This is a genomic window from Curtobacterium sp. VKM Ac-2922 (assembly GCF_022815645.1).
Lineage (GTDB): Bacteria > Actinomycetota > Actinomycetes > Actinomycetales > Microbacteriaceae > Curtobacterium.
Genome location: NZ_JALGRO010000002.1, coordinates 224,429 through 243,906, shown reverse-complemented (window position 1 = coordinate 243,906; position 19,478 = coordinate 224,429). Strand labels below are relative to the sequence as shown.

At 71.1% G+C, this 19,478-nt stretch carries 19 protein-coding genes; 12 read left to right on the top strand and 7 right to left on the bottom strand.

Features of this window, described 5'->3' with window-relative positions; genetic code table 11:
* Window positions 1–333 precede the first annotated feature (333 nt).
* Window positions 334–1,170 carry a carbon-nitrogen hydrolase family protein gene (locus tag MT346_RS03160; RefSeq protein WP_243561299.1) on the top strand — a complete coding sequence of 279 codons (837 nt, stop codon included), beginning with the start codon at window positions 334–336 and terminating at the stop codon, window positions 1,168–1,170.
* An 8-nt stretch (window positions 1,171–1,178) separates the two neighbouring features.
* Here MT346_RS03160 and MT346_RS03155 read toward each other — a convergent pair whose 3' ends face one another.
* Window positions 1,179–2,402, bottom strand: coding sequence for an aminotransferase class I/II-fold pyridoxal phosphate-dependent enzyme (locus MT346_RS03155; protein ID WP_243561298.1), 1,224 nt, complete (start codon window positions 2,400–2,402; stop codon window positions 1,179–1,181).
* Window positions 2,403–2,582: 180 nt separating this feature from the next.
* Here MT346_RS03155 and MT346_RS03150 point away from each other — a divergent pair, with 180 nt between their 5' ends.
* The 5 genes from MT346_RS03150 to MT346_RS03130 all read left to right on the top strand — a co-directional run bounded on the left by MT346_RS03150 (window position 2,583) and on the right by MT346_RS03130 (window position 8,902).
* The gene (locus tag MT346_RS03150) at window positions 2,583–4,700 is read left to right on the top strand and encodes a trypsin-like peptidase domain-containing protein (protein ID WP_243561297.1); all 2,118 of its coding nucleotides are present in this window, start codon (window positions 2,583–2,585) and stop codon (window positions 4,698–4,700) included.
* Between the two features lie 154 nt (window positions 4,701–4,854).
* The gene (locus tag MT346_RS03145) at window positions 4,855–5,898 is read left to right on the top strand and encodes a glycosyltransferase family 2 protein (RefSeq protein WP_243561296.1); all 1,044 of its coding nucleotides are present in this window, start codon (window positions 4,855–4,857) and stop codon (window positions 5,896–5,898) included.
* A 5-nt stretch (window positions 5,899–5,903) separates the two neighbouring features.
* Window positions 5,904–6,737: a CDP-alcohol phosphatidyltransferase family protein gene (locus MT346_RS03140; RefSeq protein ID WP_243561295.1), complete on the top strand. Its 834-nt coding sequence runs from the start codon at window positions 5,904–5,906 to the stop codon at window positions 6,735–6,737.
* A 56-nt stretch (window positions 6,738–6,793) separates the two neighbouring features.
* Window positions 6,794–7,642, top strand: a complete 849-nt coding sequence (locus MT346_RS03135; RefSeq protein WP_374202498.1) for a glycosyltransferase family 2 protein — start codon at window positions 6,794–6,796, stop codon at window positions 7,640–7,642.
* Window positions 7,643–7,669: 27 nt separating this feature from the next.
* Window positions 7,670–8,902, top strand: a complete 1,233-nt coding sequence (locus MT346_RS03130; protein ID WP_243561293.1) for a CDP-glycerol glycerophosphotransferase family protein — start codon at window positions 7,670–7,672, stop codon at window positions 8,900–8,902.
* A gap of 11 nt (window positions 8,903–8,913) precedes the next feature.
* Here MT346_RS03130 and MT346_RS03125 read toward each other — a convergent pair whose 3' ends face one another.
* The 4 genes from MT346_RS03125 to MT346_RS03110 form a co-directional block, all read right to left on the bottom strand.
* The gene (locus MT346_RS03125) at window positions 8,914–9,216 is read right to left on the bottom strand and encodes a hypothetical protein (RefSeq protein ID WP_243561292.1); all 303 of its coding nucleotides are present in this window, start codon (window positions 9,214–9,216) and stop codon (window positions 8,914–8,916) included.
* 120 nt (window positions 9,217–9,336) lie between these two features.
* Complete coding sequence (locus tag MT346_RS03120) at window positions 9,337–10,107, bottom strand: ABC transporter ATP-binding protein (protein ID WP_243561291.1); 771 nt, start codon at window positions 10,105–10,107, stop codon at window positions 9,337–9,339.
* On the bottom strand, window positions 10,107–10,931 hold the full coding sequence (locus tag MT346_RS03115) for an ABC transporter permease (RefSeq protein WP_243561290.1): 825 nt from the start codon (window positions 10,929–10,931) through the stop codon (window positions 10,107–10,109). The genes MT346_RS03120 and MT346_RS03115 overlap by 1 nt, the downstream gene beginning before the upstream one ends.
* Window positions 10,932–10,972: 41 nt before the next feature.
* Entirely contained in the window at window positions 10,973–11,668 is a 696-nt protein-coding gene (locus tag MT346_RS03110; protein WP_243561289.1) for an NTP transferase domain-containing protein, read from the bottom strand.
* Between the two features lie 297 nt (window positions 11,669–11,965).
* Between MT346_RS03110 and MT346_RS18310 the strand changes: the two genes are divergently transcribed.
* From MT346_RS18310 to MT346_RS03095, 3 genes are all read left to right on the top strand, one after another.
* The gene (locus MT346_RS18310; protein ID WP_308221867.1) at window positions 11,966–13,249 is read left to right on the top strand and encodes an ABC transporter ATP-binding protein; all 1,284 of its coding nucleotides are present in this window, start codon (window positions 11,966–11,968) and stop codon (window positions 13,247–13,249) included.
* A complete protein-coding gene (locus MT346_RS03100) occupies window positions 13,225–14,799 on the top strand; it encodes an ABC transporter permease (RefSeq protein ID WP_243561288.1) in 1,575 nt (524 codons plus the stop codon). Before MT346_RS18310 ends, MT346_RS03100 begins: the two co-directional genes overlap by 25 nt.
* A gap of 85 nt (window positions 14,800–14,884) precedes the next feature.
* Window positions 14,885–15,148, top strand: coding sequence for a DUF3039 domain-containing protein (locus MT346_RS03095; RefSeq protein WP_243561287.1), 264 nt, complete (start codon window positions 14,885–14,887; stop codon window positions 15,146–15,148).
* Between the two features lies 1 nt (window position 15,149).
* Here the strand turns inward: MT346_RS03095 and MT346_RS03090 are convergent, their stop codons facing one another.
* Window positions 15,150–16,400 carry a nicotinate phosphoribosyltransferase gene (locus MT346_RS03090; RefSeq protein ID WP_243561442.1) on the bottom strand — a complete coding sequence of 417 codons (1,251 nt, stop codon included), beginning with the start codon at window positions 16,398–16,400 and terminating at the stop codon, window positions 15,150–15,152.
* A gap of 119 nt (window positions 16,401–16,519) precedes the next feature.
* Between MT346_RS03090 and murI the strand changes: the two genes are divergently transcribed.
* Genes murI through rdgB form a run of 3 tightly spaced genes read left to right on the top strand, consistent with a single transcriptional unit; the run spans window position 16,520 to window position 18,689 of the window.
* Window positions 16,520–17,365: a glutamate racemase gene (murI, locus tag MT346_RS03085; RefSeq protein ID WP_243561286.1), complete on the top strand. Its 846-nt coding sequence runs from the start codon at window positions 16,520–16,522 to the stop codon at window positions 17,363–17,365.
* Window positions 17,362–18,090 (top strand): ribonuclease PH, encoded by a 729-nt coding sequence (rph, locus tag MT346_RS03080; RefSeq protein ID WP_243561285.1) that lies wholly within the window; start codon window positions 17,362–17,364, stop codon window positions 18,088–18,090. Before murI ends, rph begins: the two co-directional genes overlap by 4 nt.
* Complete coding sequence (gene rdgB, locus MT346_RS03075) at window positions 18,087–18,689, top strand: RdgB/HAM1 family non-canonical purine NTP pyrophosphatase (protein WP_243561284.1); 603 nt, start codon at window positions 18,087–18,089, stop codon at window positions 18,687–18,689. Before rph ends, rdgB begins: the two co-directional genes overlap by 4 nt.
* 18 nt (window positions 18,690–18,707) lie before the next feature.
* Here the strand turns inward: rdgB and MT346_RS03070 are convergent, their stop codons facing one another.
* On the bottom strand, window positions 18,708–19,400 hold the full coding sequence (locus MT346_RS03070) for a DedA family protein (RefSeq protein WP_243561283.1): 693 nt from the start codon (window positions 19,398–19,400) through the stop codon (window positions 18,708–18,710).
* Between the last annotated feature and the right edge of the window lie 78 nt (window positions 19,401–19,478).

The window sequence follows — 19,478 nt, the reverse complement described above, 5'->3', positions numbered from 1 at the left end:
GGGCGGGCGGCGGGGGTGGGCGGGGGCGGTGTCGCGACGTGCCCCGACGTGAGCGGGCGGAATGTCGGCGTGCGGATGGCGGGGACCGTGCGGTTCTACCCGCTCGGGGACGTGGGGCGGTGGGCAGGGGCGGGCGGTGGGCACGGGCGGGCGGCGGGTCGTCCAGCCCCCTGCCCCGAGACGAGCACGTGAGCGGGCGGAATGCCCGCGTGCGTCCATCCGGAACCGGGGCATTTCGCCCGTTCGCGCAGGGCGGGGCAGGGCAGGGCAGGGCAGGGCAGGGCGGGGTGCGGCGGGCGGTCCCGCGTGACGGGGCCTCGGTAGGGTCGGGGCATGGCGACACTCACGATCGCGGCGGCCCAGTTCGCCCCCGTGGACGACCCGGACGCGAACCTCGACACGGTCCGCACGGCCGCACGGGACGCAGCGGCGCGCGGTGCGCAGCTGCTCGTCACGCCCGAGTACACCTCGTACTTCACAGCGGACATCGACGACCGCTTCGTCGCGGCAGCGCAGCCGCTCGACGGGCCCTTCGTCACGGGGCTCCGCCAGGTCGCCCGCGAGCACGGTCTGGCACTCGTGGTCGGCATCGCGGAGACCGCGGGCCGGACGGACCGGTTCCGGAACACCCTCGTGGCGATCGACCGGACCGGCGAGCTGCGCTGCACGTACCGGAAGGTGCACCTCTACGACGCGTTCGGCTCGCGCGAGTCCGACCGCATCGAGCCCGGCGATCCCGAACAGCTGCCCGTGTTCGACCTGGACGGCGTCCGGATCGGCCTCGAGACCTGCTACGACCTGCGCTTCCCCGAGGTCACCCGTCGTCTGGTCGAGCCCGACTCCGGCGCAGCCGACCTCGTGGTGCTCCCCGCAGAGTGGGTGCGTGGTCCGGGCAAGGAACACCACTGGCGCACGCTGCTGACCGCCCGCGCGATCGAGAACACCACCTGGGTGCTCGGGGTGGGACAGGCGCCGCCCGTCGGGATCGGTGGGACCGTCCTGCTCGATCCGTCCGGGGTGGCGACGGCTGCGCTGGGAGGTGAGCCGGGCCTCCTGGTCGGTGTGGTCGACACCGACGTGACGGACCGGGTCCGGCGCGTCAACCCGTCGCTGTCACTCCGTCGGTACGACGTGACGGTCCGGTCAGGCCGGACGACCCGCCGGACGTGACGGTCCGGTCAGGCCGGACGACCCGCCCGACGTGACGGGTCGCTGAGGCCTGCCAACCGAGCGGCGGCGTCCTCGAGCACGCTGCGACGCTTGCAGAACGCGAACCGCACGAGCGACCGGTACCCGGCGGCGCGCTCGGGGCGGACGAACGCCGACACCGGGACGCCGACGACACCGGCCAGCGCGGGCAGTTCCTGGCAGAACGCTCGAGCGTCCGCGAAGCCGAGCGGCGCGACGTCGGCGATGACGAAGTAGCCGCCGTCCGGGCGCATCACGTCGAGACCGGCCGCACCCAACCCTGCGGCGAGCAACTCGTGCTTGCCACGCAGGTCGTCCGCGATGCCCGCGAACACGGCGTCGGGCAGGCGCAGGCCGGTAGCGACAGCGGGCTGGAACGGCGCACCGTTGACGTACGTCAGGAACTGCTTGACCGAGGTGATCGCGTCGACGAGTGCCGGGGGAGCGGTCAGCCACCCGATCTTCCACCCGGTGGTGCTGAACGTCTTGCCGGCGCTCGACACGGTGACGGTGCGGTCGCGGGCTCCGGGCAGCGTCGCGATCGGCACGTGCTGCACGGCGAACGTCAGATGTTCGTAGACCTCGTCGGTGAGGATGACCGCATCGTGGCGTTCGGCGAGTTCGACGACGGTGCGCAGGACCTCGGTGGGCAGGACCCGTCCGGTCGGGTTGTGCGGTGTGTTCACCAGGACGACGCGCGTGCGGTCGGAGAACGCCGCCCGCAGGGTCGCCTCGTCCGGCAGGAAGTCCGGGGCGGTCAACGGCACGGTCACGTGGTGTCCTCCTGCCAGACCGATCAGTGCTCCGTACGCGTCGTAGAACGGTTCCAAGGTGATCACCTCGTCGCCGGGCTCGACGAGCGCCAGGAGCGTCGCGGCCAGGGCCTCGGTGGCGCCGGCGGTGACCAGGACCTCGCGCTCCGGATCGACCTGCAGCCCGTACCACCGCTGCTGGTGCTCCGCGATCGCCCGACGCAGGTCGGGGGTCCCGCGCCCCGGCGGGTACTGGTTGACGCCGTCGCGGATCGCGCGAACCGCGGCCTCGAGCACCTCGGCGGGGCCGTCCTCGTCCGGGAAGCCCTGTCCGAGGTTGATCGCGCCGGTGCTCGCCGCCAGGGCGCTCATCTCGGCGAAGACGGTCGGCGCCGGGACGCCGTCGGGACCCAGCAGCATCGCTCCCGCCGCTGCGCGCACCCATGGTCCGGACTGCCGCATGTGGTTCCCTCCGACGAGTCGTCACGCTGGACGCACCCAACCTAGTGCGTGGCCGGACGCGGGCCGGGAGTGCGTCCACAGGTGACGCATAAGATCGCCATAGGGCTCTCGCAGCACCGCCAGGACCATCGCCCAGGTGCGTCCGACAGACTGCAGGAGCTTGAAAGGAGCACGTTCAGCATGACCGACACCACGCCCCACGGGCACGGCGACGACCACCGTCCGGACGACACGACCCCCGAGGCCGCCTCCGACGATGTCGCGCAGCAGGCGGGCGACGCTGGAGCGTCGACGCCGAGCGACTCCCACACCGCGTCCGGCCACCGCGCCGACGCCGACCAGACCAACGACGACCACACCGACGTGATCGAGCCCGTGTCGTCGTACCCGATCGAGCAGTTCGGGAACGACCAGCGCACTGACCAGTACACGGCGCCGTACCCGACGACCGATCAGGAGGCTCGCCCCCGCTACGGCGAGTACGCCCAGCCCGCCTCGTCCCAGGCGCCGACGTCGGCGTACGACCAGCAGTCCGGTTCCGGACAGCAGGCCGGCTCCGGCCAAGACCAGACCGGCCAGTACCCGACGAGCCAGTACGGCTCCGCTCAGGACCATGCCGCCCAGTACCCGACGAGCCAGTACGGCTCGGCCCAGGGGCCGTACGGTCAGGACGGGAACTCCCAGTACGGCCAGGGGCAGACCAGCCAGTACGGCCAGCAGGGTCAGTACGGGCAGCAGAACCAGTACGGGTCCGGCCAGTACGGTCAGAGCCAGGACAGCCAGGACAGCCAGTACGGGTCCGGCCAGTACGGTCAGGGCCAGGACAGCCAGTACGGGCAGCAGAGCCAGTACGGCCAGCAGAGCCAGTACGGCCAGCAGAGCCAGTACGGCCAGAGCCAGGCCCACCAGGGCACCCAGTACGGGCAGTCCGCTCCGGCACCCACGTCGAGCGCCTTCGGCGACACCGAGGGCTCCGACCAGCGGGCCAACGGCTACTACTTCACCGGCGCGGCCGGCGGGGCAGCCGCCGGCGCAGCAGCGAACGGCTCGACTGCCACGGCGACGGCGACCAAGCCGAAGTCCACCCGCAACAAGTACGTCCTGCCGCTCGTCGGCGGACTCATCGTCGGCGCGCTCGTCGGTGGTGCGGCCGGTGGCGGCTGGGTCGCGGCGACGTCGAACGGTGGCGGTACGACGACGAGCTCCTCGGGCTCGAGCGGCGGCGGCAACCTGACGGTCAACGACTACAACTCCGCCACGGTCGTCACCGCGGTCGCGGCGCAGGCCACGCCGTCGGTCGTCACGATCAACGTCTCCGCCTCGCAAGAGGCCGGCACCGGGTCGGGTGTCGTCATGAGCAAGGACGGCTACATCGTCACGAACACGCACGTCGTCACGCTCGACGGCGACAGCTCGAGCGGCACGATCCAGGTCACGACGTCCGACGGCAAGATCTACCCGGGCAAGCTCGTCGGCACGGACCCGACGGTCGACCTGGCGGTCATCAAGATCGACGCGACCGACATGAAGCCGATGACCTTCGCCGACTCGTCGAAGCTCAACGTGGGCGACACGGCCGTGGCGATCGGCGCACCGCTCGGGCTGTCGAACACCGTCACCGACGGCATCGTCTCGACGCTCAACCGCAGCATCCAGGTCACGTCGAGCGCGCCGAACTCGGGCGGCGACTCCAACGAGGGCCAGGGCAACAACGGCAGCGGTCCGTTCGACTTCTGGGGCAACGGCGACAACGGTTCGAGCTCCGGCACCAGTGCGACGGTGTCGCTGCCGGTCATCCAGACCGACGCGTCGATCAACCCGGGCAACTCCGGCGGTGCGCTGCTGGACTCCAAGGGCAAGCTGATCGGCATCAACGTCGCCATCGCCAGCGCGGGCAGCAGCTCGGAGTCGTCGGGCTCGCAGTCCGGCAGCATCGGCGTCGGGTTCTCGATCCCCGCCAACCTGGTCAAGCGTGTCGCGAACGAGATCATCGACAACGGTTCGGCCACGCACGGCCTGCTCGGGGCGACGGTCGGCGACGCCAACGAGGACGCCAAGGCCACGCAGATGGGTGCGCTCATCAAGTCCGTCTCGTCGGGCGGCGCGGCAGCGGGTGCCGGTCTGCAGAAGGGCGACGTGGTCACCAAGATCGGTGACGCGACCGTGTCGGACGCGACCGACCTGACCGCGCAGGTCCGGTACTTCGCCGGCGGCGCGAAGACCGAGATCACCTACATCCGCAACGGTCAGTCGCGGACGGCGTACGTGACCCTGGGGACGTACGACAGCAAGAGCTGACGCTCGAACCGACGGACAGGAGGCCCGGTACCAGCTGGTACCGGGCCTCCTGTCCGTCCCGGGGTGCGCCGACGGCGCCCAGTGCGGCGGCAGGTCCGGGTCTCGCCCGCTTGATAGGCTGCGAGTCGCTCACCGCCAGGACCCCGAGGAACGCATGCAGACACACGGACAGCCCTTGCCGGGCGTGTCGTACGTCATGCCCGTGCTGAACGAGGTCACCGAGGTCCGTGCCGCCGTCGCCAGTCTGCTCGAGCAGGACTACGCCGGGCCGTTCGAGGTGGTGCTCGCGCTCGGGCCCTCGATCGACGGCACCAACGAGCTCGTCGCCGAGATGAGCGCGGCCGACCCGCGCATCCGTGCCGTCGAGAACGTCGTCGGGTCCACGCCCGCCGGGCTCAACGTCGCGATCCGGGCATCGACGCACCCCGTCGTGGTGCGGGTGGACGCCCACTCGGTCCTGCCGCCGGACTACACGCGCATCGCCGTCCGCACACTGCAGGAGTCCGGCGCCGACAACGTCGGTGGGATCATGCGCGCCGAGGGACGCAGCCCGTTCGAGAAGGCCGTCGCCCTGGCGTACGGAAGCCGCGTGGGTCTCGGTGGCACACCGCACCACGTCGGCGGCCAGGCGGGGCCGGCCGAGACCGCGTACCTCGGGGTGTTCCGTCGCGATCGGTTGTTCGCCGTCGGACTGTTCGACGAGGGGATCAAGCGCGGCCAGGACTGGGAGCTCAACCGGCGTCTGCGCTCGACCGGCGGCACGGTGTGGTTCACCCCCGAGCTGGTCGTGACGTACCGGCCGCGGCCCAGCCTGCGGCGCCTGGTCCGCCAGTTCGTCGCGACGGGGTTGTGGCGTGGTGAGCTCGCTCGGCGGTTCCCCGCGAACAACGGTCTGCGGTACTTCGTGCCTCCGGCGATGGTGGCGGGACTCGGGCTGGGACTCGTCGCCGGGATCGTCGGTGTCGTCGGCGCGCTCGTCGGCAGCGGCGCCGCCTGGGCGATGCTCGGCTTCGTCGTCCCCGCCGTGTACCTGGTGTTCGTCGTCGTCGGTGGCCTGGTGGTCGCACGACGCTCGGACCTGCCCACTCGCGCATGGCTACTCGTCGTGCTGCCCTGCATCCACATCGGTTGGGGGGTCGGGTTCATCGTCGGGTTCCTGACACGGACCTCTGAGCTGACGACCCACACCGGACGGTGACGCCCTTGCCCGAGCCCCAGTACGAGTCGGCCCCAGACCGGCGCGGCTACTCCCACCCGTCGTCGATCGCCGAGCTGCGGGCGGTCGCCCAGCCCGACGAGGTCCGGTCGCGCGCGAACGCCGAGCACTGGACGGCGTCGCTGTACCTGCGCGACGTCTCGCCGTACCTGACGTGGGTGCTGCTGAAGACCCGGGTGAGCGCGAACCAGGTCACCGGCCTGATGATCCTGGTGGGGTGGTCGGTCGCCGCGGCGCTGCTGATCCCGGGGATCTGGGGTGCGGCCCTGGCGCTCGTGCTGGGCCAGCTGCAGATGCTCGTCGACTGCTCGGACGGCGAGGTCGCCCGGTGGCGTGGCACGCGGTCGCCGGCCGGGGTGTTCCTGGACAAGGTCGGGCACTACACGACCGAGGGGCTGATCCCGATCGCGCTCGGCGTCCGTGCAGCGACATGGCCGATCCACGGTGCGGACTGGATGTGGACCACGATCGGGTGTGCGCTCGGCCTGGTGATCGTGCTCAACAAGGCGCTCAACGACATGGTGCACGTGGCCCGGGCGAACTCGGGCCTCGAGAAGCTGGTCGACCGCCGCGATGCCTCGACGGCACCGTCCGGCCGTCGTCTGGCGTCGTTGCGGCGGGTTGCGCGCTTCCTGCCGTTCCACCGGCTGTACCACTCGGTCGAGCTGTCGATGCTGGCCTTCGTGTTCGCGGTGATCGGTCTGGTGGCCGGTCATCCGCTGGTCGACCGGGTCCTGGTCGGAGCGCTCCTGCCGCTGGCGGTCCTGGCGACGGCGGGGCACTTCGTGGCGATCATGGCGTCGAAGCGGGTGCGTGCGTGACGCCCGGTACGACGCGTCGGCACGCGGTGCCGCATCGTGACCACCCGCGGGTGGCCGTGGTGAGCCTGTCGCAGGGGACGCGTCCGGACGACCTGCGCCGGGGGCTCGAGAGCGTGCTCGCGCAACAGGGCGTCGAGCTCGACGTCGTGTGCGTCGGCAACGGCTGGGAACCGACCGGCCTGCCCGACGGCGTCCGGACCCTGGCGTTGCCCGAGAACGTGGGGATCCCCGCTGGTCGGAACGCCGGTGCCGACGTGGTCGACGGCGACTACGTGTTCTTCCTGGACGACGACGCGTCCGTGCCGTCCGAGACGTTCCTGCGGGACGCGATCGCACGCTTCGCCGCCGACCCGTCGCTCGGCCTGCTGCAGCCGCGGGTGGTCGACCCATCCGGCGCTGCCAACCCGCTGCGCTGGGTGCCGCGGATCCGCAAGGGCGACCCGGCCGAGTCGTCGGCGGTGTTCTCGGTGTGGGAGGGCGCCGTCGTCCTGCCGATGGACGTGTACCGCGCCGTGGGGGGCTGGGGTGCACCGTACTTCTACGCGCACGAGGGCATCGAGCTGGCCTGGCGCGTGTGGGACGCCGGACGTCGGGCCTGGTACGACGGCGACCTGGTCGCGCACCACCCGGCCATCGACCCGGCCCGGCACGCCGAGTACGTCCGACTGAACGCCCGGAACCGAGTGTGGCTGGCACGCCGGAACCTGCCCGTGGCGCTGCGCCCCCTGTACGTCGGCTCGTGGGCCGCGATCCAGACCCTGCGGTGGTGGCGTCGTCCCCGGCAGCTGCGGGTGTGGTTCGCCGGTGTCCGCGAGGGCTGGACGTCCGACTGCGGCGCCGCGCGCACGATGGGGTGGCTGACGATCGGCCGGATGACCCTGGCCGGGCGCCCGCCCGTCGTCTGACCCAGACCGAACGAGAGAGATCCGAGCATGCCGATCCTGCGCGACGCCCGAACGGCCCTGCGGCTGGTGCAGCGCCTGTTGACCGCACGTGGCAACCGGCGCGACCTGGCCCGGCGCCTGGCGACCGAGCGCCCGCTGGTGCCGGGCACCGTCGAGGTCGCCGTGTACTTCGCCGACGGCCCCGTGAACATGTACCAGGTGCGGCAGTGGTACGCGCCGCTGGCCGAGTTGGCACGGACCCACCCCGTCGCGATCATCTCGCGCAACCCCGGCACCATGCTGACCCTGCTCGACGAGGCCCCCGTGCCCGCGGTGTACGCCCGGCAGGTGGTCGACCTGGAGCGGTTCGTCGACGAGCAGGCGCCGAAGCTGGTGTTGTACGTCAACCAGAACGCCCGCAACTTCCAGATGATGCGGTACGGACGGATGTGGCACGTCTTCGTCAACCACGGCGAGAGCGACAAGATGTACATGACGACCAACCAGTTCAAGGCGTACGACTACGCCCTGATCGCCGGGGACGCCGCTCGTGACCGCCTGGCCGAGGCGCTGTGGGACTACGACCTGGACCGGCGGGCGATCGCCATCGGACGCCCCCAGGCGGACCACTTCGCCGGGGAGCCGCCGTACCCGTCCGACGACCGCACGGTGGTGCTGTACGCGCCGACGTGGGAGGGCGACCGCGCCGCCGCTGCCTACGGGTCGATCCAGAGCCACGGCACGACCATCGCGGAGCGCGTGCTGGCGTCGCCCCGGCACCGTCTGGTGTACCGGCCACACCCGCGCAGCGGCGTCACCGATGCCGGGTACCGCGCGGCGCACGAACGGATCGTCGCTGCCATCGCGGCCGCCAACGCCGCCGACGCGAGCGCCCACCACGTGTACGACGACGGGCCGGGCATGGGGTGGCAGCTCGCCGACGCCGACGTGGCGATCACCGACATCAGCGCGATGATCTACGACCGGCTGGCCGTCGGCAAGCCACTGATCGTCACCCGCCCGGCAGCCGCCGAGGCCGACGTCGACGAGCGCGGGTACCTGGCCGCCGCGAACTGGCTGCGGGCCGAGGACGCCGGCGACGTGATCGGCCGTGTGGACGCCGCGGCGCACGACGAGGCCGAGCTCGCGGAGCTGCGGCGCTGGGTCACGCGGTACTTCGGCGACACCACGCCCGGGGTGGCGACCGCGCGGTTCCACGCCGCGGTCGAGCGGCTGGTCGCACGCTGGCACGAGGTCGACCGTGCCCACGGCGGCCGCTGAGGGGCCCTGGTTCACGGCGCGAGCCCCGGGCCGACCAGGGACATCCGCCAGACGTACTCGGAGCGGTCCGGTCGGCGCCACCGGACGATGACCACGCCGGTCTCGTCCGGGGCGACGCCGAACACCGCGATCCCGATGCTGCGGCCCGGGTCGAGACGACGGACGACGAGGGGTGGGCAGTAGCCCGTTCCGAGGTGGGTGAGGCTCAGGCCGTCGACGGGCTCGTCACCCATGTTGACGAGGTCGTACCGGTGCGGGGCCTGGCTGCGGTCGACGGCGAACGGGACACGGTAGGCGGTTGGTGCTGGGTGCATGGGGGAAACGGTAGGGGGAGGGTCCGACGCTGGGGGCTGGGGATCCCTCGGTGGCGCATGGCCTGTGGAGCGAGGTGCGGTGGGGCGGGTTGTGGAGGGGAGGGGGACCCGTCCGCGTGCTCAGACCGCGTAGTCGGCGGCGTACTGCGCGAGCGCCTGGTCGACGGTGCCGTCGAGCTGCAGCCGGCCCTTGTCGAGGTACAGGCCGCGGTCGCAGAAGCGTCGGATGTCCTTGTCGCTGTGGGAGACGAAGAACAGGGTCCGTCCGCCGGCGAGCAGCTGCTCGATGCGCTTGTAGCACTTCTCGCGGAAGGCCTTGTCGCCGACCGCCAGGACCTCGTCGACCAGGATGACGGGTTCGTCGAGGCGGGAGATGACCGAGAAGGCGATGCGGACCTTCATGCCGCTCGACAGGTGCTTGTAGGGAGTGTCCACGAAGTCGCCGATCTCGGCGAAGTCGATGATCTCGTCGAAGTCGTCGCGGATCTCGGTCCGGGACATGCCGTGCAGGCCGGCCGTCAGGTAGACGTTGTCGCGCACCGTGAGGTCGCCGACGAACCCACCCGTGATCTCGATGAGCGGTGCGACGCCGGCCCCGACCCGGACACGACCCTCGTCCGGCAGCATCACCTGCGCCACGAGCTTGAGCAGGGTCGACTTGCCCTGCCCGTTGCGGCCGACGACACCGATCGCCTCACCTGGACGCACGTCGAAGGAGACGTGGCGCAGGGCCCAGAACTCGTCGCCGCGCTGCCGGCGGTTGCTCCCCGCGAACAGGTCCTTGAAGTTCCGCGCGGCCTTGCGGTTGCGCTTGAACCGGATGCCGGCGTCGGTGACCGAGATGACCGGCGCGACGGTCTTGGCCTGGTCAGGTGCCTGGGTCGAGGTCATCACAGCTCCTTGAGGACGCGGTGCTCGCTGCGACGGAACACCGCGAGACCGATGGCGACGACCACCGCGGTCGTGACCGCCGACGCCAGGACCTCGGTCCAGTCGAGCTGGCTGGGGAAGAACGCCGCGCGGTAGATGCCGAAGATGCCGGTGAGGGGGTTGATCGCCGCCAGGTCGTGCAGGACCCGGGGGAGCGCGTGCGTGCCGTAGATGATGGGCGAGGCGTAGAAGGCGAACCGGAGCAGCAGCTTCACCGCACGCTCGAGGTCGCGGAAGAACACCACGAGCGGGGCCACGATCAGGCCGATGCCGTAGACCAGCGCCGCCTGCAGCAGGATCGCGAGCGGCCAGAGGACGACCTGCCAGTGCAGGTGCGCACCCGTCGCGATGACGAACACCGCGAGCACGGGGATGCTCAGCAGGAACTCGATGCCCTTGGACGCGTCGATCCGGAGCACCCAGATGCTGCGGGGGATCGTCGTCGAGCGGATCAGCTTGGACTCGGAGATGAACGCGCGGGTGGAGTCGGACACGGCCCCCGTGAACCACATCCACGGCAGCAGCGCCGACAGCAGGAACACGATGTAGGGCTCTTCGCCCACGGACCCGCGGTGGAACACCTGCGTGAAGACGAACCAGTAGATCCCCGACATGACGAGGGGGTCGAGGATCGACCACACGTAGCCGAGCGCCGAGGTGGAGTACCGGACGCGCAGGTCGCGCTTGGTGAGCAGCCAGAGCGCATGACGATAGCGCCGAGTCGCACTGCGGGCCGTTGCCGGGGCAACGACCGGCGGCGCGGTCGGCGCACTCGATGTCGTCATGGGGTCCTTCCGGCTGGGATCACCGAGAGGATGCCAGTCGCTCAGGCGAACAGGTTGTTCGCGCGCTCGAGGTCCTCGGCGAAGTCGATCTCGACCGCGTACAGGTCGGAGATGTCGATCGGCGTCCAGCGTAGACCGTCTTCAGCGATGGCTGCCTCGATGCCGCCCTCGAAGTACTCCTGGTCGTCGACCCGGCCGAGCTGGTGGATGAGCGCCTGCTTGTCGGCGGCGGAGACGTAGTTGATGCCCACCGCTTCGCCCAGACCGCCCACGACCTGCTTGGACAGCTTGTGGATGCAGCCTTCGGCGTCGACCGTGTACTTGACTTCTTCGTCGGACACCTTCTCGGTGTTGACGCTGACGAACGAGCGGTCCTGGTCCATCATGTCGGCCGCGCGGACGAGGGCCCGCGGGTCGAAGACGACGTCGCCGTTCATCCAGAGGACGCCGCCCTTGCCCGTGGCCTTGAGCGCACGGAGCAGGCTCTTCGAGGTGTTGGTGGAGTCGTAGGACTCGTTGTAGACGAAGGCGGCTTCGGGGAAGGCCTCGACGATGTACTCGGACTTGTAGCCGACGACGACCGTCACCTTGGCGCTCGAACCGAACGCGGCGCGGATGTTGTCGAACTGCTGCTGCATGATGGAGCGGCCGTCACTGAGTTCGGTGAGCGGCTTCGGCAGGCTGCGCCCGAGGCGGCTGCCCATCCCCGCTGCGAGGATGACGATCTGCGTGGTCATGCTGGTCCCTTCGGGTGTCTGCCCGCGCGCCGTTGGGCACAGGCAGGCCTTCTCGAGTGTGCTCCGATCAGGTGCGAACGAGCCGTGAGCCGCGCCCGGCCGTCGACGACAGGGGAGCGATCCGCGGCCCCGCAGGCATCCGGGGCAGGTTTCCAAGTGGTGAACACTCCGTCGTGTCCTCGTGAATGATACGGAAAGTCCCCCCGTCGGGGTACGTCCTGAACGGGTTCGTAGTCATTTCGTGACCCTGGGGATCCGCCCACCCCGACGCGTCCGGCGCATTGGTACGGTGGGGCCGTGGCGGCTGCAGCAGGGGATGAGAACGACGTGTACGCGACGTCCGACGCGGCCTGGCTCACCGAGACGACCGAGTTCGACGGCGACGACGCCGTGGACGACGACAACGCAGACACGGGGGACAGGGATGCGGACGATCGCCCTGCACAGGACGGCATGACGGACGACACCGCGACGGACACCCGCGTCGCCGACGACGTCCGGACGGACGGCACGGGCGGCGCTGCACGCACCGGCACGGGCCCGGGTGCCGGGCAGCGCACCGGCAAGAAGGGCCGCGCGACACGCCCGCAGGGCGCCGCGGCGTCGAAGTCGGGCCGGACCGGCGTGGTGGACCGGACCGAGGGGCGGGCGGAGGGGGTCGACGCGACCGCCACCGAGCCTCCCGTCCGGAACGACGCAGCCGACGCGCCAGGCGCCGGGCAGACCGCGCCGGCCGCCGGGCAGACCGCGCCGGCGAAGAAGCGCGCACCGCGGCCGACCGCGACGAAACGCGCCACGGCCGCCGCTCCGGCACCGCAGCAGCCCGTGGTGCTCCGTGCTGCCGGCCTGGTCAAGCGGTACGGCCAGACGATCGCCGCGGACGAGGTCGACCTCGAGATCCGCCAGGGATCGATCTTCGGGGTCGTCGGACCCAACGGCGCGGGCAAGACCACGACACTGTCGATGCTCACCGGTCTGCTGCGTCCCGACGCCGGCACCGCGACCGTGCTCGACCACGACGTGTGGGCCGACCCGGCCGCGGCGAAACGGAGCATGGGCGTGCTGCCCGACCGACTCCGTCTGTTCGACCGTCTGACCGGTGCGCAGCTGCTGTTCTACTCGGCGACGCTGCGCGGGCTCGACGGCAAGACCGCCCGAGCGCGGAGCGCCGACCTGGCCGAGGCCTTCGGGCTCGGCGACGCACTCGGTCGTCAGGTCGCCGACTACTCCGTCGGGATGGCGAAGAAGATCGCCCTGGCCGCGACCCTCATCCACTCCCCGCGCGTGCTCGTGCTCGACGAGCCGTTCGAGTCGGTCGACCCGGTCAGCTCGGCGACGATCGTCGAGATCCTGCGCCGCTACACCCAGGGCGGCGGCACCGTCGTCCTGTCGAGCCACTCGATGGAACTCGTCCAGCGCACGTGCGACTCGGTCGCCGTGATCGTCGGCGGCAAGGTGCTCGCGTCGGGCACCATGGCGCAGGTGCGTGGCCGGAAGAGCCTCGAGGACAAGTTCGTCGAGCTCGCGGGTGGCCGCGTCGTCGCAGAGAGCATGGAATGGTTGCACAGCTTCTCCGGCTGAGGGCCGACCTGCTGGCGGGCGAGGTCAGGGGGAGTGCGCGTCGCTCGGTCCTGGTCGTCGTCGGCAGCCTCGCCGGACTCGCCGCGGCCGTGCTCGTCGCCATGGCGGTCACCGCCCTGCGTACCGCCGACCCCGAGGTCGCCCGGACCGTCGTCGTGCCCGTCGGCACGCTGGTGATGGTCGGGTTCACGATCATCCCGCTCGCCGTCGGCGGCGCGGACCAGTTCGACCCGCGACGGTTCGCCGTGTTCGGCGTCACCCGACGCGACCTGGCCGTGGGACTCGGCGTGGCCGGACTGGTCGGCGTGCCGATCGTGTCCGTGGCGATCGTCGCGGTCGCCCAGTCGGTGACCTGGATGCGGGACGCCGGCAGCGGGGTCCTCGGGGTCGTCGCGGCGGTGCTCGTCGTCGCGACCGCCGCCCTGCTGGTGCGGGTCGGGTGTGCACTGGGAGCGTGGCTCTTCGGCGGGCACCGTCCGACACGCGACGCCGGCTGGTTGGTGACGCTCGTGGTCGTGGTCCTGGCGATCCCGACCGTGTCGCTGCTGCTGCGCGTCGACTGGGTCGACCCGCGCAGCACCGAACTCGACCGGATCGCCGACATCGCCGGGTGGACCCCGTGGGGAGCCGCGTGGGCCGTGCCCGCTGCGGCCGCCGTCGGCGACACCGGCGGAGCCGTCGTCGAGCTCCTGATCGCGCTGGCGGTCCTCGGTCTGCTGGCCTGGGCGTGGTGGGCGCTCGTCGGGCACCTGCTCGTCACGGTCGACGACCGTGCGTCGGTCCGGAGCTACCGGACCCTGGGGTGGTTCGACCGGCTCGGGGCGACCCCGGTCGGTGCCGTCGCCGCCCGTGCGTTGACCTACTGGGGCCGTGACCCGCGGTACCGCACCTCGTACCTGATCCTGCTCTTCGTGCCGATCGTCGTCGTGCCGCTCGGCGTCGCCGGCATGCCCTGGCACTGGACCGCGCTCATCCCGCTGCCGCTGATGGCCGTCATCGCGGGGTTCCTGCCGCACAACGACGTCGCGTACGACAACACCGCGGTGTGGCTGCACGTGGCTTCGGGGGCACCCGGATGGAGCGACCGGCTGGGCCGGCTGACGCCCGTGATCGTCGTCGGGGTGCCGGTGATCGTCGCGGGCAGCGGGGTGTCCGCCTGGCTCTTCGGCGACGCCGCGGCCTTCCCGGTGCTGATCGGCGTGTGCGTCGGGGCGCTGTTCGCGGGCCTCGGGATCTCGAGTGTCGTGTCCGTGGCACTGCCCTACCCGACGGTGCGACCGGGCGACCGGGCGTTCCAGCAGCCGCAGGCCGCCGGCGTGGTGTCGACCGTGTCGCAGTCGGTCACGATCATCGGGATCCTGGTGTTCTCGGTCCCCGCTGGGTGGCTCGCGGTGCTGGCCTTCACGGACAGTGCGGCGAGGTGGGCGATGCTGACGTTGCTCGTCGGTGCCGGCGTCGGCGTCGTGGTGCTCGGGCTCGGTGTCGTGGTGGGTGGCAAGCTGTTCGACCGGCACGGCCCGGACCTGCTCGCAGCGGCGCAGCGCAACTGACGCCGCGGAGCAGCGGCGCAGCGCAACTGACGCCGCGGAGCAGCGGCGCAGCGCAACTGACCGCGGACGGACGTACCCTGGTCCCATGAGCATGACGGAACCCGGTGGCGGCGGACTCGACGTGATGGACCGCGAGCTCGAGAAGCTCCTCGAGGAAGAGGCGATCGAGCCCGGCGACCACGAGCGCTTCTCGCACTACGTCAAGAAGGACAAGATCCTGCAGTCGGCCCTGAGCGGCAAGCCCGTCAAGGCCTTGTGCGGCAAGAAGTGGATCCCGGGCCGCGACCCGGAGAAGTTCCCGGTCTGCCCGGACTGCAAGGCCATCTACGAGAAGATGCAGGCCGAGTAGCTCACACGATCAGCGTCGGGATCGCGGGGTCGCCCCGACCGATCCGTGCCGCGTCGACCGGCAGCTCGGCCTTGGCGTTGGCGTGGTGTGCCCGCGCAGCCTCGACCCCGTGACTGCCGAGGAACGCCGGGTCGACCTCGCCGTGGGTCACGACGGGCACGAGCAGCGGACGCTCGTCCGGACCGGCGGACGTGCCCGGGGTGCGGACGACCTCGGCCGTCGCGATGCCGTTGCGCAGGCGCCGCCCGGCCTCCTTGCGCCCGCCGATCGACGCCTTGTCGGCGGACTTCTTGGCCACGGACACCCATTCGCCGGCCGGCGACTGGTGCGCGACGAGCTTGAAGACCATCCCGGCAGCGGGGTGCCCGGACCCGGACACGACCGAGGTCCCGACGCCGTACGAGTCGACCGGGGCGGCACGGAGCGCGGCGATCGTGTACTCGTCCAGGTCGTTCGTGACGGTGATCTTCGTGCTCGTCGCGCCGAGCCGGTCGAGCTGCGCGCGGACCGACGCCACGACGGACGGCAGGTCGCCGCTGTCGATGCGGACGGCACCCAACCGACCGGATGTCAGCCGGACCGCGGTGTCGACGGCCGCCTCGATGTCGTAGGTGTCGACGAGCAGCGTCGTGCCGTCACCGAGGGCGTCGAGCTGGGAGCGGAACGCCGCTTCTTCCGAGTCGTGCAGCAGGGTGAACGCGTGCGCGGCGGTGCCCATCGTCGGGATGCCCCACGTGCGGCCGGCCTCGAGGTTGCTCGTCGCGCCGAACCCGGCGATGTACGCAGCGCGGGCCGCGGCGACCGCGTTCCACTCGCCGGTGCGCCGAGAGCCCATCTCGGCGATCGGGCGGTGGTCGGCGGCGGACACCATGCGCGCTGCTGCCGAGGCGATCGCCGAGTCGGCGTTGAAGACCGACAGGGCCAGGGTCTCGAGCAGGACGGCCTCGGCGAACGTGCCCTCGATCTGCAGCACGGGGGAGTTCGGGAAGAACACCTCGCCCTCGCGGTACGCCCGGACGTCCCCGGTGAAGCGGTACCCGGCCAGCCAGTCCGCGGTCCCCGCGTCCACGACGCCGCGGTCGCGCAGGAACCCGATCTCGTCGTCGCCGAACCGGAAGTCCCCGAGTGCGGTGAGGAACCGCCCGAGGCCGGCCGCCACGCCGTAGCGACGCCCGTCCGGCAGCCGTCGCGCGAAGACCTCGAACACGCAGCGCCGGTCGGCGGTGCCGTCCTTCAGGGCCGCATCGACCATGGTGAGTTCGTACTGGTCCGTCAGGAGCGCGCTGGTCACCCCATCGACACTAGTCAGGACCTGCGGCTGGAGGCCCGGGTGGCGTCCGGCACGTCGGCCCGCGTCGGTACGCTGGTGCCGTGACGGATGCACCGATCGGAGTCTTCGACAGCGGCGTCGGTGGCCTGACGGTCGCCCGCGCGATCATCGACCAGCTCCCGCGCGAGAGCATCCGGTACGTCGGCGACACGCTGCACTCCCCGTACGGCCCCAAGCCCATCGCGGACGTCCGCCGGTACGCCCTGCAGGTGATGGACGACCTGGTCGACCAGGGCGTCAAGGCCCTGGTCATCGCGTGCAACACGGCGTCGTCCGCGGTCCTGCGCGACGCCCGCGAACGGTACGAGCAGGCGTACGGCATCCCCGTCGTCGAGGTCATCCAGCCCGCGGCCCGCGCGGCCGTCAAACAGACCAGGACCGGTCGGGTCGGCGTGATCGGCACGGTCGGCACCATCGCCTCGCGGTCGTACGAGGACGCCTTCGCCGTGGCGGCTGACGTCACCCTGACGCTGGCGGCCTGCCCGCGCTTCGTCGAGTTCGTCGAGGCCGGGGACACGTCGTCGCCGGAGCTCCGCCGGGTCGCGGCCGGGTACCTCGAGCCGATCCGTGCGGCGGACGTCGACACGCTCGTGCTCGGCTGCACGCACTACCCGTTGATGTCCGCGGCGATCCAGTACGTCATGGGTCCCGACGTCACACTGGTGTCGAGCGCCGAGGAGACCGCCAGCGACGTCTACCGTCGCCTGGTCGAGCACGGGCTCGAGCGCACCACCACCGAACCCCCCACCTACGCGTTCGAGGCCACCGGCGCCGACGAGACCGGGTTCCTCCGGCTCGCCCGCCGGTTCCTCGGCCCCGAGATCGTCCGTGTCGGTCACCTCGAGACCGACGCGATCACCCTGCCCCACCCCGGAAGGACACCATGACCCGCATCGACGGCCGTCAGACCACCGAGCACCGCCCCGTCACGATCGAACGCGGCTGGAGCGCCCAGGCCGAGGGCAGTGCGCTCATCTCGTTCGGCAACACGAAGGTGCTGTGCACCGCGTCGTTCACGAACGGCGTCCCGCGCTGGATGGCCGGCAAGGGCTCGGGTTGGGTCACCGCCGAGTACTCGATGCTGCCGCGCTCCACCAACGAGCGGATGCAGCGCGAGTCCATCAAGGGCAAGGTCGGCGGGCGCACGCACGAGATCTCCCGCCTGATCGGGCGCTCGCTGCGTGCCGTCGTCGACATGAAGGGCCTGGGCGAGAACACCCTGGTGCTGGACTGCGACGTGCTGCAGGCCGACGGTGGCACCCGCACGGCGTCGATCACGGGCGCCTACGTCGCGATGGTCGACGCGATCGAGTGGGGCCGCGACAAGGGCTTCATCGCGAAGAAGGCCACGCCGCTCACCGACAGCGTGCAGGCCGTCTCGGTCGGCATCGTCAAGGGCGAGCCGATGCTCGACCTGGCGTACACCGAGGACTCGGCGGCCGACACCGACATGAACATCGTCACGACCGGCTCCGGCAAGTTCATCGAGGTGCAGGGCACCGCCGAGCACGCGCCGTTCGACCGCGACGAGCTGAACGTCCTGCTCGACCTGGGCCTGGCGGGCAACGCGTCGCTCGCGGCGATCCAGAAGACCGCACTGGGACTCGCGTGACCAGCCGCTCGGTGGTGCTGGCCACCCACAACCAGGGCAAGGTGGTCGAGCTGCGCGAGATCCTGGGCGGGGCACTCGGCGACGGTGTCGCGCTGCAGGCCTACGACGGCCCCGAGCCGGTCGAGGACGGCGACACCTACGCCGCGAACGCGCTGATCAAGGCCCGCGCGGCGGTCGCCCACACCGGGTTGCCGGCCCTGGCGGACGACTCCGGCATCGCGGTCGACGCGCTCGGTGGCGCGCCGGGGATCCACTCGGCGCGGTACGCCGGCACCCGTGTGGACGCGGACAACATCGACCTGCTGCTGCAGAACCTGCAGGGCGTCGTGGAACGGACCGCGGCGTTCGTCTGTGCGGCCGCGTTCGTGACACCCGACGGGGTCGAGCACGTGGTCGAGGCGGTGTGGAACGGCGAGGTGCTGACAGAGCGCCGCGGTGACGGCGGGCACGGGTACGACCCGGTGTTCCAGCCGGACGACGCGGACCGGTCGTCGGCCGAGCTCACCCGTGCCGAGAAGAACGCCCTGAGCCACCGGGCCAAGGCCTTCCGGGGCATCGCACCGATCGTGCGGGAGTGGTTCGCCACCACGGCGGGCTGACCCGACCGGGGGCACGCGTCAGTCGACGGTTGGCTGGCCGTGCTCCTGCTGGTCCTTCTTCGCCTTGCGCGCATTGCGGATGTAGGTCAGCGCCATGGGCACGACCGTCACGACGACCGCGGCGAGCAGGATGACGTCGATGTACTCGCGGACGATGTGGGCGACGAACGGGATGTAGCCCAGGAAGTAGCCGAGGAACGTGACGCCGAGACCCCAGATGAGCGCGCCGATGGCGTTGAACAGTGAGTACTTCTTGTAGTCCATCCGGCCGACGCCGGCGGCGATCGGCAGGAACGTGCGGACGACCGGCACGAAGCGGGCCAGGATCACCGCGAGCGGGCCGAAGCGGTGGAAGAACGCGTTGGTCCGGTCGACGTTGGCCTTGGAGAACAGACCGCTCTCACGGCGCTCGAAGATCGGCGGACCGGCCTTCTTGCCGATGTAGTAGCCGAGTTCGCCACCCAGGAACGCGGCGGCGGCGATCATCAGCGCGGCGACCCAGATCGGGATGCCGCCGATGGCGCCACCGCGGTCGAAGGCGAACAGGCCGGTGATCACGAGCAGGCTGTCACCGGGGAAGATGAACCCGATCAGCAGACCGGTCTCGGCGAAGATGATGGCGCACACGACGAGCACGGCGACGGCCCCGAAGTGGTCGAGGATGTACTGCGGATCCAGCCAGGGGATCAGGGCGAGTGCGACGGAGTGCATGCTTCTTCCGGTCGTGCTGGTGCGGAGGCAGGAGGCCTCCTGCAGGACGAGGGTACCGTGCAGCCCTCCGGGGTCCGT

What these genes read in the sequence shown, in the direction of transcription:
- MT346_RS03090 (WP_243561442.1), bottom strand. Translation starts at nt 16,400, where the DNA reads ATGGTCGATGCGGCCCTGAAGGACGGCACCGCCGACCGGCGCTGCGTG.
- MT346_RS03160 (WP_243561299.1), top strand. Translation starts at nt 334, where the DNA reads ATGGCGACACTCACGATCGCGGCGGCCCAGTTCGCCCCCGTGGACGAC.
- MT346_RS03095 (WP_243561287.1), top strand. Translation starts at nt 14,885, where the DNA reads ATGAGCATGACGGAACCCGGTGGCGGCGGACTCGACGTGATGGACCGC.
- rph (WP_243561285.1), top strand. Translation starts at nt 17,362, where the DNA reads ATGACCCGCATCGACGGCCGTCAGACCACCGAGCACCGCCCCGTCACG.
- MT346_RS03145 (WP_243561296.1), top strand. Translation starts at nt 4,855, where the DNA reads ATGCAGACACACGGACAGCCCTTGCCGGGCGTGTCGTACGTCATGCCC.
- MT346_RS03125 (WP_243561292.1), bottom strand. Translation starts at nt 9,216, where the DNA reads ATGCACCCAGCACCAACCGCCTACCGTGTCCCGTTCGCCGTCGACCGC.
- MT346_RS03110 (WP_243561289.1), bottom strand. Translation starts at nt 11,668, where the DNA reads ATGACCACGCAGATCGTCATCCTCGCAGCGGGGATGGGCAGCCGCCTC.
- MT346_RS03130 (WP_243561293.1), top strand. Translation starts at nt 7,670, where the DNA reads ATGCCGATCCTGCGCGACGCCCGAACGGCCCTGCGGCTGGTGCAGCGC.
- MT346_RS03115 (WP_243561290.1), bottom strand. Translation starts at nt 10,931, where the DNA reads ATGACGACATCGAGTGCGCCGACCGCGCCGCCGGTCGTTGCCCCGGCA.
- MT346_RS03155 (WP_243561298.1), bottom strand. Translation starts at nt 2,402, where the DNA reads ATGCGGCAGTCCGGACCATGGGTGCGCGCAGCGGCGGGAGCGATGCTG.
- MT346_RS03100 (WP_243561288.1), top strand. Translation starts at nt 13,225, where the DNA reads ATGGTTGCACAGCTTCTCCGGCTGAGGGCCGACCTGCTGGCGGGCGAG.
- MT346_RS03070 (WP_243561283.1), bottom strand. Translation starts at nt 19,400, where the DNA reads ATGCACTCCGTCGCACTCGCCCTGATCCCCTGGCTGGATCCGCAGTAC.
- MT346_RS03150 (WP_243561297.1), top strand. Translation starts at nt 2,583, where the DNA reads ATGACCGACACCACGCCCCACGGGCACGGCGACGACCACCGTCCGGAC.
- MT346_RS03120 (WP_243561291.1), bottom strand. Translation starts at nt 10,107, where the DNA reads ATGACCTCGACCCAGGCACCTGACCAGGCCAAGACCGTCGCGCCGGTC.